The organism is Actinocorallia sp. A-T 12471, assembly GCF_033875155.1.
Taxonomy (GTDB): domain Bacteria; phylum Actinomycetota; class Actinomycetes; order Streptosporangiales; family Streptosporangiaceae; genus Actinocorallia.
The window spans coordinates 247,484-260,096 of record NZ_JAWZTE010000010.1 but is presented as its reverse complement, the minus strand read 5'-3'; the positions used below and the strand labels follow the sequence as shown (position 1 = coordinate 260,096).

At 69.8% G+C, this 12,613-nt stretch carries 14 protein-coding genes; 7 read left to right on the top strand and 7 right to left on the bottom strand.

Annotation, left to right across the window (positions count from 1 at the left end):
* Positions 1-30 precede the first annotated feature (30 nt).
* Both R9X44_RS25830 and R9X44_RS25825 read right to left on the bottom strand, forming a co-directional pair.
* The gene (locus tag R9X44_RS25830) at positions 31-798 is read right to left on the bottom strand and encodes an adenosylcobinamide-GDP ribazoletransferase (protein ID WP_319816865.1); all 768 of its coding nucleotides are present in this window, start codon (positions 796-798) and stop codon (positions 31-33) included.
* Positions 799-830: 32 nt separating this feature from the next.
* Entirely contained in the window at positions 831-1,763 is a 933-nt protein-coding gene (locus tag R9X44_RS25825; protein WP_319816864.1) for a bifunctional adenosylcobinamide kinase/adenosylcobinamide-phosphate guanylyltransferase, read from the bottom strand.
* An 84-nt stretch (positions 1,764-1,847) separates the two neighbouring features.
* Here R9X44_RS25825 and R9X44_RS25820 point away from each other — a divergent pair, with 84 nt between their 5' ends.
* Positions 1,848-2,072 (top strand): hypothetical protein, encoded by a 225-nt coding sequence (locus R9X44_RS25820; RefSeq protein WP_319816863.1) that lies wholly within the window; start codon positions 1,848-1,850, stop codon positions 2,070-2,072.
* A gap of 319 nt (positions 2,073-2,391) precedes the next feature.
* On the opposite strand, the gene R9X44_RS25815 is transcribed toward R9X44_RS25820, so the two are convergent.
* Positions 2,392-3,393, bottom strand: a complete 1,002-nt coding sequence (locus R9X44_RS25815; protein WP_319816862.1) for an aldo/keto reductase family protein — start codon at positions 3,391-3,393, stop codon at positions 2,392-2,394.
* A gap of 72 nt (positions 3,394-3,465) precedes the next feature.
* The gene (locus tag R9X44_RS25810) at positions 3,466-4,053 is read right to left on the bottom strand and encodes a DUF3043 domain-containing protein (protein ID WP_319816861.1); all 588 of its coding nucleotides are present in this window, start codon (positions 4,051-4,053) and stop codon (positions 3,466-3,468) included.
* Between the two features lie 115 nt (positions 4,054-4,168).
* Here R9X44_RS25810 and R9X44_RS25805 point away from each other — a divergent pair, with 115 nt between their 5' ends.
* The gene (locus tag R9X44_RS25805; protein ID WP_319816860.1) at positions 4,169-4,960 is read left to right on the top strand and encodes a PspA/IM30 family protein; all 792 of its coding nucleotides are present in this window, start codon (positions 4,169-4,171) and stop codon (positions 4,958-4,960) included.
* Positions 4,961-4,963: 3 nt separating this feature from the next.
* Positions 4,964-5,242, top strand: a complete 279-nt coding sequence (gene pspAA, locus R9X44_RS25800) for a PspA-associated protein PspAA (protein WP_319816859.1) — start codon at positions 4,964-4,966, stop codon at positions 5,240-5,242.
* A gap of 72 nt (positions 5,243-5,314) precedes the next feature.
* Here pspAA and nadA read toward each other — a convergent pair whose 3' ends face one another.
* Positions 5,315-6,466: a quinolinate synthase NadA gene (nadA, locus tag R9X44_RS25795; protein ID WP_319816858.1), complete on the bottom strand. Its 1,152-nt coding sequence runs from the start codon at positions 6,464-6,466 to the stop codon at positions 5,315-5,317.
* 206 nt (positions 6,467-6,672) lie between these two features.
* Between nadA and erpA the strand changes: the two genes are divergently transcribed.
* Together erpA and R9X44_RS25785 are read left to right on the top strand one after the other, a co-directional pair.
* Positions 6,673-7,017, top strand: a complete 345-nt coding sequence (gene erpA / locus R9X44_RS25790; protein WP_413774987.1) for an iron-sulfur cluster insertion protein ErpA — start codon at positions 6,673-6,675, stop codon at positions 7,015-7,017.
* Between the two features lie 133 nt (positions 7,018-7,150).
* The gene (locus tag R9X44_RS25785; RefSeq protein WP_319816856.1) at positions 7,151-8,113 is read left to right on the top strand and encodes a carbohydrate kinase family protein; all 963 of its coding nucleotides are present in this window, start codon (positions 7,151-7,153) and stop codon (positions 8,111-8,113) included.
* 331 nt (positions 8,114-8,444) lie between these two features.
* On the opposite strand, the gene R9X44_RS25780 is transcribed toward R9X44_RS25785, so the two are convergent.
* A complete protein-coding gene (locus R9X44_RS25780; RefSeq protein WP_319816855.1) occupies positions 8,445-8,747 on the bottom strand; it encodes a sulfurtransferase TusA family protein in 303 nt (100 codons plus the stop codon).
* 45 nt (positions 8,748-8,792) lie between these two features.
* Positions 8,793-9,926, bottom strand: a complete 1,134-nt coding sequence (locus R9X44_RS25775) for a cysteine desulfurase family protein (protein WP_319816854.1) — start codon at positions 9,924-9,926, stop codon at positions 8,793-8,795.
* Between the two features lie 169 nt (positions 9,927-10,095).
* Here R9X44_RS25775 and coxB point away from each other — a divergent pair, with 169 nt between their 5' ends.
* Together coxB and ctaD are read left to right on the top strand one after the other, a co-directional pair.
* Entirely contained in the window at positions 10,096-10,905 is an 810-nt protein-coding gene (coxB, locus tag R9X44_RS25770) for a cytochrome c oxidase subunit II (RefSeq protein ID WP_319816853.1), read from the top strand.
* Positions 10,902-12,611 (top strand): cytochrome c oxidase subunit I, encoded by a 1,710-nt coding sequence (ctaD, locus tag R9X44_RS25765; RefSeq protein WP_319816852.1) that lies wholly within the window; start codon positions 10,902-10,904, stop codon positions 12,609-12,611. Before coxB ends, ctaD begins: the two co-directional genes overlap by 4 nt.
* Positions 12,612-12,613: the final 2 nt, after the last annotated feature.

Here is a 12,613-nt window from a genome sequence, read left to right as displayed (position 1 = left end):
TCCCCGTTTCGATCAAGCGTCGCCGCCCGATCAGTCACCCAGCGTAAGCGAAATCAGGGTGACGGTCACGGTGAGTTCGCAGAGCGCGCCGAGCACGTCACCGGTGATCCCGCCGAACCTGCGCACCAGGTGGCGGCGGAACAGCCCCGCCGCGAGGAGCCCGGCGAGGGGGGCGAGGGCGAAGGGGAGGGCGTCGCGCGGCGAGCCCGTCAGGGCGAGGGCGGCGAGGGCGGAGACCGCGATGACCAGGGCGGTGAGCGCGGTGCCGACCCCCCTGCCGACGGTGCCCGCGACCATCGAGCCAAGGCCGTCGGGGCGTGCCGCCGGGACGCCGGGGGCGCAGGCGCGGACGATCGCGGTGCGGCCCGCGACGGCGGCGACGGCGAGGGCGAGCGCGGGGTGGGCGGCCTCGGCGGTCGCGGTGATCTGCACGAGGGCGGTGAAGACAAGGGTGAGCACGCCGAAGGGGCCGATATCGGACTTCTTCATGATTTCCAGGGCGGTCTCGGCGGGGCGTCCGCTGCCCAGGCCGTCGGCGACGTCGGCGAGGCCGTCCCAGTGCAGGCCGCGGGTCAGGACCGCGCCGAGGCCCACCGCGAGCGCGGCCGCGAGGAGCTGCCCGGTTCCGGCGAAGGAGAGGGCGGCGTATAGGCCGCCCTGTAGGACGCCGACGGCGAGGCCGACGACGGGCGCGAGCCGCATCGCCGCGCCGAACTCCACGCGGCCCGCCCGCGCGTAGCGGACCGGAAGCACGCTGAGCAGACCGAACGAAAGCCGCAACCCCACAGGAACCTCCACGGCGGCCGACCCTACCGCGCCGGGAGGGACGCTCAGAGGGCGACGACGCGTCCGGCGACCACGAGCGCGACGTCCTCGGACTCGGCGGCCAGGCGCTGGTTGACGTCGCCCAGGAAGTCGCGGAAGAGGCGGCCCGCGCGGTTGTCGGGGACCAGGGACAGGCCGACCTCGTCAGAGACGGCGACGACGACGGCCGAGGCGGCACGCCACGAGGCAGTCAGGGAGTCAAGGCGGGGGAGCACCGCGTCGGGGGACTCCCAGGCCCCTGTTTCGTCCATGGCGGCGGCGAGCCAGGTGCCCAGGCCGTCGATGAGGAGGGGGCCTTCCGCGTTGCGGAGGACGGCGTCGAGATCCGTGGTCTCCAGGGTCGCCCAGCCGGGTGGGCGGCGGACCTTGTGCGCGCCGACACGCCGGGCCCAGTCGGGATCGGCTTCTGCGGTCGGGCCCGTCGCGACGTAGGTGACGTGGGGGTGGGCGGCGAGACGGAGTTCGGCTTCCGCGGACTTGCCTGAGCGGGAGCCGCCGAGCAGAAGCGTCCGGTGCGGGGGCGTCGGGGGGGAGGTCCAGAAGGCGAGGCGGCGTGTGAGTTCGGACTCGTCGCGGATTCTGTGGTCCAGGTGGACGGCGTGTACGGACGTCCGGGGGCCGACCGCGCCGGACGCGCGCAAGGCGCCGAGGTGGGACGGGTCGGCGAGAAGGTCCAGAAGGACGGCTTCGTAGACGATCCCGTCTTCGGGTTCGGGGAGGCCGCCGGGGTCGGCGCACAGCAGGTCGCCGCCGTCCGGGGCGGTCACGGCGAAGCCGCCGGGGAGCCGCCGCGCGGCGAGCTCGTCAAGGGGGGTGCCGTCGACCAGGACCCGCAGGGGCGCGTGCGGCGCGGCGCGCACCGACCGGCACGAGGCGCAGCGGCAGTCCGGCACGGGCCAGCCCCCGGGCGAGGCGTCTCCCTCGATCACGACGTCCACCCGACTATGATCTCGGGGCGTCCACCCCGTCCCGGCGCGGGGGCGCGCGACACTCTGCCCGGGTCGAGGGGAGTTCAGGCGAACATGGCGTGGAGCTGGCGTTACGAGAAGGACGACGGCACGGTGATCCCCCCCAACGGGCTCCCCGGCGTGCACGACCAACCCGAATACCAGTCCACCCAGAGCGACGCCGAAAGCTGGCTGGGCGAGAACTGGCGCACCCTGGCCGCCGCCGGCGTGGCCCAGGTCCACCTCCTGGACGACGACCGCCCCATTTACGGCCCCCTCAAACTAGAACTGGCGGAATAACCCCGCCTAGAACTAGCGGAATAGCCCCGCCTAGAACTGGCGGAATAGCCCCGCGAGGGTTCCAGCTAAGCCGGGGCCACGGCCTCTGAGCGGAACACCCCGCAGAGTTTCCAGCTAAGCCGGGGCCACGGCCTCTGAGTGGAAGACCCCGCAGAGTTTCCAGCTAAGCCGGGGCCACGGCCTCTGAGTGGAAGACCCCAGAGTGATTGGGCGCGCCGCCGTCTGGACCGGAGCCTTGCGAGCCGCAAGGCGAGCAAGGCGGAGGGAAGACGGCGGCTTAGAGCGCCCAATCACCGCCGCGGCGGAGCCGCGGCCAATGTCATGGTCTGGTGGCCGGAGACTGGGTGTTGGCGGGGTCGCGGGTGATGACGTCGCCGAGGGTGGCGTCGATGCGGGCCAGGAGGGCCGGGTCGAGTTCGACGCCGGCGGCCTTCACGTTGTCGCGGACCTGTTCGGGGCGGGAGGCCCCGACGATGGCGGCGGAGACGTTGGGGTTCTGCAGGACCCAGGCGACGGCGAGCTGGGCCATGGTCAGGCCCGCCTCCTCGGCGATCGGCTTCAGGTTCTGGACGCGGGTGAGGACGTCGTCGCCCATCCACGCCTTGACGAAGTCCGCGCCGCCCTGCGCGTCGGTGGCGCGCGAGCCCGCGGGCGGCGGCTGGCCGGGCAGGTACTTGCCGGTGAGGACGCCCTGCGCGATCGGCGACCAGACGATCTGGCCGATCCCCTCGCGCTCGCACAGCGGCACGACCTCGGCCTCGATGACGCGGTGCAGCATCGAGTACTGCGGCTGGCTGGAGATGATCCGGTCGAACCCGCGCGCTTCGGCGATCTTCAGCGCGGCCTCGATCTCCTCGGCCCGCCACTCCGACACGCCGATGTACAGCGCCTTGCCCTGCCGGACGACGTCCTCGAACGCCCGCATCGTCTCTTCCAGCGGCGTCTCGTAGTCGAACCTGTGCGCCTGGTACAGGTCGACGTAGTCGGTGCCGAGACGGCGCAGCGACCCGTTGATCGACTCCATGATGTGCTTGCGGGACAGGCCGCGGTCGTTCGGACCGGGACCCGTCGGCCAGTAGACCTTGGTGAAGATCTCCAGGGACTCGCGCCGCACGCCCTTCAGCGCCCTGCCGAGCACTTCTTCCGCGCGCGTTCCGGCGTAGACGTCGGCGGTGTCGAACGTGGTGATGCCCTCGTCGAGCGCCGCGGCGACGCACGCGCGCGCCGCGTCCTCCTCGACCTGGGAGCCGTGCGTGATCCAGTTCCCGTAGGCGATCTCGGAGATCTTCAGCCCGCTCCGACCCAGGTAACGAAATTCCATAACCCCGATTATGGTCGCGTCCGGGCCGGTCCGGGACATCGACGTCCCCGGGCCGGGGGCGTCGCGGACCCGTCAGACGAGGTTCTTCTCGCCCGGCTTGCGACGGGGGTTGGGCAGGCGCAGGCGGCGGATCTGCAGCGAGCGCGAGGCGGCGTACAGGCCGACGCCCTTGACGCTCTCGCTCGGGAAGCGCTCCTTGGCGAGCCGCTTGACGCCCTGGGCGATGAGCAGGCTCTCGGTCAGCACCACCGCGAGCAGGACCGGCGGCACCAGCACGAACACCAGCTGCGTGAAGGTCGACGGGACGAAGCTCGCGATCACCACGACGAACATGATCAGCATCAGGTACGAGCCGACCGTGCGGCGCGCGTCCACATAGTCGCGGGCGAGCTGCCTGACCGGCCCCTGGTCGCGCTTGGGCAAGTATTTGGCATCGCCCCTGGCCATGCCCTCACGGGCCTTCTCGCGGTCGCGCGCCTGCCGCTCACGGACCGCCTTGTAAGCCTCCTTGCGGTCCTTGGGCGCGCTCACACGCTGGTGGCGCCGGTTGCCCTCGGCCTCGGCGCGCTTGGGCGTCGGACGGTTCTTGCCGCCCTCCTTGAGGGGGCGGTCATCGACCGTCTCTGGGGTCTGCGGGGTTGTACCGCCACGTCGGAACACAGAAGGAAGGATATTTGATGCCGATACCGGTGAGGAACCTCGTAGATCCCCCGAGCGTCGAAAGCGTAGGGTTAAGGAAGGCCCGACCCGCAACACGAAGGGACGTCCGCGCGCGATGAGCGTGATGAAGCGAATGTCGATGATCTTCAGGTCCAAGGCAAACAACGCGCTGGACCGCATGGAGGATCCGCGGGAGACCCTGGACTACTCCTACCAGCGCCAGGTGGAGATGCTCCAGAAGGTGCGGCGGGGCGTGGCCGACGTGGCGACCTCGCGCAAGCGCCTCGAGCTCCAGATCTCCCGGATCGAGGGAGAGCACAACAAACTGACCGACCAGGGCCGCAAGGCGCTCGAGCTGGGCCGCGAGGACCTCGCGCGCTCCGCCCTTGAGCGCCGCGCGGGCCTCGACACCCAGCTCGCCGACCTGCGGGTGCAGTACCAGCAGCTGCAGGGCGAGGAGGAGAAGCTCGTCCTGGCGGCGCAGCGGCTCCAGTCCAAGGTCGACGCCTTCCGTACCCGCAAGGAGACGATCAAGGCGACCTACACCGCGGCCGAGGCGCAGACCAGGATCAACGAGGCGTTCAGCGGCATCTCCGAGGAGATGGGCGACGTCGGCCTGGCGATCCAGCGCGCGGAGGACCGCACGGCGCAGCTCCAGGCGCGCGCCGGGGCGATCGACGAGCTGCTGGCGTCCGGCGCGCTCGAGGACTACTCGGGTCCGCGCGACGACATCCAGGCCGAGCTCGACCGGATCGGTGCGGGCAGCGGCGTCGACATCGAGCTCGAGCGGCTGAAGGCCGAGCTGAACCAGGGCAGCCTGCAAAAGCAGCTCGACCCGGGTTCCCCGCGGGCACAGCAGCCGCAGCAGGGTCAGCAGCAGGACCAGAGGCCGCAGCAGGGGGGCTGAGCGATGATCGTCAGGATCATGGGCGAGGGCCAGGTGAAGATCGCCGACGGTGATCTCCCGGAACTGAACAAACTTGACGACACCCTCGAGGCGACCATCGGAGGCGGCGACGACGCGGCCTTCCGCGCCGCCTTCACCGCCCTGCTGGACCGCGTCAGGGAACTGGGCACCCCCCTGCCCGACGACAGCCTTGAGTCCTCCGAGCTCATCCTCCCGCCCGCCGACGCCCATATCGACGAGGTGAAGAGCATGCTCGGCGACTCCGGCCTGATCCCCGACTGAAGGATCTCCGCCGCGCCCCTGCCGCCAGGCCCCCCGATGTCCCCGCAGTCCCGAAGGACTGCGGGGAAGGGATTACGGCAGGGCGAGCATCTGGTCGAGGGCGGCGCGGGCGTGGTGGGCGGTGTCGGGGTCGACGGTGATCTGGTTGGGGACCTCGCCCCGGACCAGGGACTCCAGCGCCCAGACGAGGTGGGGCAGGTCGATGCGGTTCATGGTCGAGCAGAAGCAGACCGCCTTGTCCAGGAACATGACGTTCTTGTCCGGGTGCGCGGCGGCGAGGCGCTTGACCAGGTTGAGCTCGGTGCCGATGGCCCAGGAGCTGCCGGGTTCGGCGGCGTCGAGCGCCTTGATGATGTACTCGGTCGAGCCGATGTAGTCGGCGGCCGTGACGACCTCGTGCCTGCACTCGGGGTGCACGAGCACGTTGACGCCGGGGACGCGCTCGCGGACCTCGTCCACCGAGGCGCGGCTGAACCGTCCGTGGACCGAGCAGTGCCCCTGCCACAGGATCATCTTGGCGTTCCGCAGCTGCTCGCGGGTGAGGCCGCCGCTCGGGCGGCGCGGGTTGTAGACCACGCAGTCCTCGAGCGTCATGCCCATCTCCAGCACCGCGGTGTTGCGGCCGAGGTGCTGGTCGGGCAGGAACAGCACCTGCTCACCCCGGGCGAACGCCCAGTCGAGCGCGCGCTTGGCGTTCGATGACGTGCACACGACGCCGCCGTGCCGTCCGACGAAGCCCTTGATGTCGGCCGAGGAGTTCATGTACGTCACGGGCACGACGCGGTCGGCGATGCCGGCGTCGGCGAGGGCGTCCCAGCAGTCCTCGACCTGGTCGAACGTCGCCATGTCGGCCATCGAGCACCCGGCGGCGAGGTCGGGGAGGATGACCTTCTGCTCGGGGGTGGTGAGGATGTCGGCGGACTCGGCCATGAAGTGCACGCCGCAGAAGACGATGTAGGGCGCGTCGGGCTTGGCCGCGGCGTCGCGGGCGAGCTTGAACGAGTCGCCGGTGACGTCGGCGAACTGGATCACCTCGTCGCGCTGGTAGTGGTGGCCGAGGACGAAGACGCTGTCGCCCAGCGCCTCCTTGGCCGCGCGGGCCCGCGCGACGAGTGCGGGGTCGGACGCCGGGGGCAGGTCGCCGGGGCATTCGACGCCGCGCTCGGTGGCGGGGTCCGCGCCCTTGCCGAGGAAGAGCAGCGGCAGGTCGGTGGTGGTCGTCACGGGGGCTCCCTTCCCGCGAACGGGGACTTATCGTCGTTCTGACGAAACCAGTCTAACCACAACGCCCGGTATGCCCGTGAATCGGGGGGTATGGAGGGACGAAAAAACCCCGCGGTGCGGGGAAGAACCGCACGGGCAGGTACGTTGTCACTTGAAGCAGTCCGACTGCCAAGCAGAAACTCGCCCCGCACCGGGAGTACATGAACATGACGGAGACCAGCACTCAGTCGGGGATCAACCTCACCGACGCCGCCGCGCAGAAGGTCAAGGACCTGCTGGAGCAGGAGGGCCGTGACGACCTGGCCCTGCGCGTCGCCGTGCAGCCCGGCGGCTGCTCCGGCCTGATCTACCAGCTCTTCTTCGACGAGCGTTCGCTCGACGGCGACGTCATCGCCGACTTCAACGGCGTCAGCGTGGTCACCGACCGGATGAGCGCCCCCTACCTGGGCGGCGCGACCGTCGACTTCGTCGACACCATCGAGAAGCAGGGCTTCACGATCGACAACCCGAACGCGACGGGTTCGTGCGCCTGCGGCGACAGCTTCTCCTGAGCGGCGGCGTTCCACGGCGTCACGGCGTCGTTCACGAGGGTGTCCAACCCTCGAAGGGCCTGGCACAGTAATCTGTGCAGGCCCTTTTTCTTATGTGTTTTCCCGCAGCCACGCCAACGAGGAGAGCTTCGCCGTGCGCATCGCCGTGACAGGTTCCATCGCGACCGACCATCTGATGACCTTCCCCGGCCGGTTCTCCGACCAGCTCCTGCCCGACCAGCTCGCCCAGGTGTCGCTCTCCTTCCTGGTCGACGAGCTGGAGATCCGCAGGGGCGGCATCGCGGCGAACATCTCCTACGGACTCGGCTCGCTCGGCCTGCGCCCCCTGCTCGTCGGCTCGGTCGGCGCGGACTTCGCCGACTACCGGGCCTGGCTCGAGCGCCACGGCGTCGACTGCGCGGGCGTCCACGTGTCGGAGCTGCGGCACACCGCGCGCTTCATGTGCACCACCGACACCGACCACAACCAGATCGCGTCCTTCTACGCGGGGGCGATGGCCGAGGCGCGCAACATCGAGCTCGCCCCGCTCGGTGAGATCGACCTCGTCGTGGTGAGCCCGAACGACCCCGAGGCGATGGTCAGGCACACCGACGAGTGCCGCGACCGCGGCATCGCGTTCGCCGCGGACCCGTCACAGCAGCTCGCCCGGATGGACGGCGCGGAGGTGCGCAGCCTCATCGGCGGCGCGCGCTTCCTGTTCACGAACGAGTACGAGAAGGCCCTGTGCGAGCAGAAGTCCGGCTGGACCGACGCCGACGTGCTCGACCGGGTGGACATCCGGGTGACGACGCTCGGCGCGAAGGGCGTCGTCATCGACCGCAAGGGTGAGCCCGGCCTGCACGTCCCGGCCGCCCCCGACGTCCGCAAGGTGGAGCCGACCGGCATCGGCGACGCCTTCCGCGCCGGCTTCCTCGCCGCCGTCGCCTGGGACCTGAGCCTGGAGCGCGCCGCCCAGCTCGGCAACCTCCTGGCCGCCCACGCCCTCGAAACCGCCGGCGGCCAGGAATACTCCCTCGACAAGTCGGTCCTCATAGCCCGCATGTCCACCGCCTACGGCCCCGAAGCCGCCACCGAAATCGCCACAAACCTCACCTAACAACCCCTCTCCGCGCAGTCCCTCCGGGACTGCGCGGAGAGGGCCCTGCTCGCGCCCGGGGGTTGAAGGGAGCGCCGTCAGGCGCGGTCCCAACGCGCTCGGGGGTTTAAGGGAGCGCCGCTAGGCGCGGCCCCTCACGTGATCGGGCGCCCTGGGCTGCCCCGGAGGCCCCCAGGGCCGGAGGGGCAGCCCAGGCTTGCGAAGCGCCCGATCACAGCCCGCCCGTAGGCCCCCGGGGCCGGAGGGCGGGCCAGCAAACACAGCCCCTAGGGCCGGAGGGTGGGCCGGCAAACACAGCCCCCAGGGCCGGAGGGCGGGCCAGCAAACACAGTTAGTAGTCCCGCTTGACGTGGAAGGCCCAGCCGCCTTGGGGGAGGGGTTCTTCGCGGACGAAGGTCTGGGACTTCATGCGGCACCAGGCGGGGATGTCGGTGCGGGCGGCGACGTCGTCGGCCTTGACGGCGACGATCTGGCCCAGGGGGACCTCGCGGATGCGTTCGGCGAGCATGATGATGGGGATGGGGCACTTGCGGCCCAGCGCGTCGAGCATCAGGTAGGCGGGGGGGCCCGCGGGCACGGGGACGGGCGGGGGTGACGCCTGCTCGGCCCGGGGGGCGCGGCGGCGGAAGCGCATGGTCTGCTTCCCTTCTGCTGTTGCGGTGCGTCTCGCGGGTGCGGGTCAGCCGGTCGCGCCCGCGCTGCGGCGCAACCTCGCCGCCGTCTCGGGCAGGACGCCGAGGAATCTTTCGACATCCTCGGCGGAAGCTCCCCGGGGCAGCGATACCCGGACGTTTCCATGGGTAATCACACCCATTGCCTCCAAGACGTGGCTAGGACGAAGGCTATCCGCCGTGCACGAGCTGCCCGACGAAACCTCAAAACCCAGCCTGTCGAGTTCGGTGACAATGGCCTCCCCTCCGACATACAGAAGGGAGAAGGTGACGAGGTGCGGCAGCCGCCGTACGGGATCGCCCACGACCTCGACGTCCTCGACGAGCCGGGGCACCTCACGGCGAACGCGTTCGACGAGCTCCCACAGCCGCGCGTTCTCCTCGGGCGCTTCGGCCAGCGACGCCTCCAGCGCCGCCGCCGTCGCCACCGCGCCCGGCACGTTCTCGAAGCCCGGCACGCGGCGCGCCCCGCGCTCGTCCTCGGGCAGCGGCGAGCGCCAGCGCACGCCCTTGCGCACCACGAGCAGCCCGACGCCGGCCGGCCCGCCGAACTTGTGCGCGCTCGCCGTCAGCAGCGACCACCCGCCGGGCACCTCGACCCTGCCGAGCGACTGCGCGGCGTCCACCAGCAGCGGGACGCCCCTTTCCCGGCACGCCTCGGCCGCCTCGGCGACGGGCTGGACCGTCCCCACCTCGTGGTTGGCCGACTGGAGACACGCCAGCGCGGTGTCCGGGCGCAGCGCCGCGGCGAACGCGTCGGGGTCGACGCGCCCGTACAGGTCGACGGGTACCTCGGTGACCTCGCCGCCGTCGCGCTCGTGCGCCTCGGCCGCGTGCAGGACGCTGGAGTGCTCGACCGCGCTCACCACGAGATGCCGTCCGACGCGCCGCCGCCCCGCGAGCGCGCCGAGGACCCCGAGATGCACCGCCTGCGTGCCGGAGGTGGTGAAGGAGACCTCGTCGTGACGGGCCGACAGCGTCGCGGCGATCCGCGCGCGTGACTGATCAAGTAGCATTCTGGCCCGTCGTCCCGATCCGTACAGGCGTGCCGGGTCGGCCCAGCCGGTCTCCAGCGCCTCGAGCAGCGCGTCGCGTGCGGCGGGATGAAGGGGTTCGGTCGAGGCGGCGTCGAAAAAAGGCACACCACGACACTAACGGGGGTCCCGGAGGGGACTCTCCGGACAGTCGCGCTAATGTGTCCACCACAACGAGGGAACTAGTGAATTGCAGCCGCCCGGGGCAGCTCCCGGGCTTCATCTGTGGGGAAGGCAATCCGTGAGTCCGACCCGCTCTAGGGAGCGGCGTGAGCCAGTGAGTGGCCGCCGCCGAGCGCTGTCCAGCGCGTCCGCGCTGGCTCTGCTGGCGATGGCGGCCACCGCCTGCGACGCCGAAGAATGGAAGCGCGTAGGCTTCCCCGAGCCCTCCAGCGAGCAGGCGCATCGCATGCTCTCGCTCTGGCAGGGCACGTGGATCGCCGCGATCGCTGTCGGCGTCGTCGTCTGGGGCCTGATCATCTGGGCCGTGTTGTTCCACCGCAAGCGGAAGGGCCAGGAGGGCCTTCCCAAGCAGGTGCGCTACAACCTGCCGGTCGAGATGCTGTACACCGCCGTGCCGTTCGTCATCATCGGCGTCCTGTTCTTCTACACCGCGCGTGACCAGAGTTACGTCGAGGACCTGAAGGAGAACCCGGACGTCACCGTCGACGTCATCGGCTACCAGTGGAGCTGGCAGTTCGACTACATCGGCGACCAGTTCAAGAAGGCCGACGGCTCACCGGTCAGCATCGTCGGAACTCCGACCGCCCCCGACGCCCCCGGCGGCACCGGCAACGGCGAGAAGCCCGTGCTGGTCCTGCCGGTGAACAAGACTGTCCACTTCAACCTCAAGTCGGACAACGTCATTCACTCGTTCTGGGTTCCCGCGTTCCTCTACAAGAAGGACGTCATGCCCGGCTTCGAGAACCAGTTCCAGCTCAAGCCGACCAAGACCGGGACCTATGAGGGCCGGTGCGCCGAGCTGTGCGGTGTCGACCACACGCGGATGCTGTTCCAGGTGAAGGTCGTGACGCAGGGCGAGTTCGACGCCTACATCGCCGAGCAGAAGGGCGGGGGCGCGCAGTGACCGCGATCTCAGAGCAGCCCGCCGCGATCGCGGGCGGCCAGCGCACCAGCAAGGGCCGGTTGGTCGTCAGCTGGATCACGTCGACCGACCACAAGGTCATCGGCTACCTGTACATCATCACCTCGTTCACGTTCTTCCTCATCGGCGGCGTGATGGCGCTGGTGATGCGCGCCGAGCTCTTCGAGCCCGGCCAGGACATCGTGAGCAACGAGCAGTTCAACCAGCTGTTCACGATGCACGGCACGATCATGCTGCTGATGTTCGCGACCCCGCTGTTCAGCGGCTTCGCCAACGTCATCATGCCGCTCCAGATCGGCTCGCCGGACGTGGCGTTCCCGCGCATGAACATGCTGGCGTACTGGTTCTACCTGTTCGGCAGCCTCATCGTCGTCGCCGCGTTCCTCACGCCGGACGGCGCCGCGAGCTTCGGCTGGTTCGCCTACGCCCCGCTGTCGGACTCGGTCCGCTCGCCGGGCATCGGCGGCGACATGTGGGTGGTCGGCCTGACCCTGTCGGGTCTCGGCACCATCCTCGGCGCGGTCAACTTCATCACCACGATCATCGGGATGCGCGCGCCCGGCATGACGATGTTCCGCATGCCGATCTTCGTGTGGAACACGCTGCTGACCTCGATCCTGGTCCTGCTGGCCTTCCCGGTCCTGGCCGCCGCGCTGCTCGCGCTGTACGCCGACCGCAAGTTCGGCGCGCAGGTCTTCAACGCCGAGAACGGCGGCGCGATCCTGTGGCAGCACCTGTTCTGGTTCTTCGGCCATCCAGAGGTGTACATCCTCGCGTTGCCGTTCTTCGGCATCGTGACGGAGATCCTCCCGGTCTTCAGCCGCAAGCCCATCTTCGGCTACATCGGCCTCGTCGGCGCGACCATCGCGATCGCCGGCCTGTCGATCACCGTCTGGGCGCACCACATGTACGTGACGGGCCAGGTGCTCCTGCCGTTCTTCTCGTTCATGACGTTCCTCATCGCGGTGCCCACGGGTGTGAAGTACTTCAACTGGATCGGCACGATGTGGCGGGGCCAGTTGACGTTCGAGACGCCGATGCTGTTCTCCCTCGGCTTCCTCGTGACGTTCCTGTTCGGCGGTCTGACCGGCGTCATCCTCGCCTCGCCGCCGCTTGACTTCCAGCTGTCGGACTCCTACTTCGTCGTGGCGCACTTCCACTACGTCGTCTTCGGCACCGTGGTGTTCGCGATGTTCGCGGGCTTCTACTTCTGGTGGCCGAAGTGGACCGGCAAGATGCTGAACGAGCGCTGGGGCAAGATCCACTTCTGGACGCTGTTCGTCGGCTTCCACATGACGTTCCTCGTCCAGCACTGGCTTGGCGCGGAGGGCATGCCGCGGCGCTACGCCGACTACCCGTCGGAGTTCGTCGGGCTGAACCAGCTGTCCACGGTCGGCTCGTTCCTGCTCGGCGCGTCGATGCTGCCGTTCTTCTACAACGTCTACATCACGTGGCGTAAGGGCAAGAAGGTCGAAGTCGACGACCCGTGGGGCTACGGCTGCTCGCTGGAGTGGGCGACGTCGTGCCCGCCGCCGCGGCACAACTTCAACTCGATCCCGAAGATCCGCTCGGAGCGTCCGGCGTTCGACCTGCACCACGCCGCCGAGGCGGCCAAGGCTGCCGAGCTCGCGGGCGTCGACCTCGCGGCGATCGACGCGGGCTCCGACGTGCAGAAGCGGAGGTCATGACC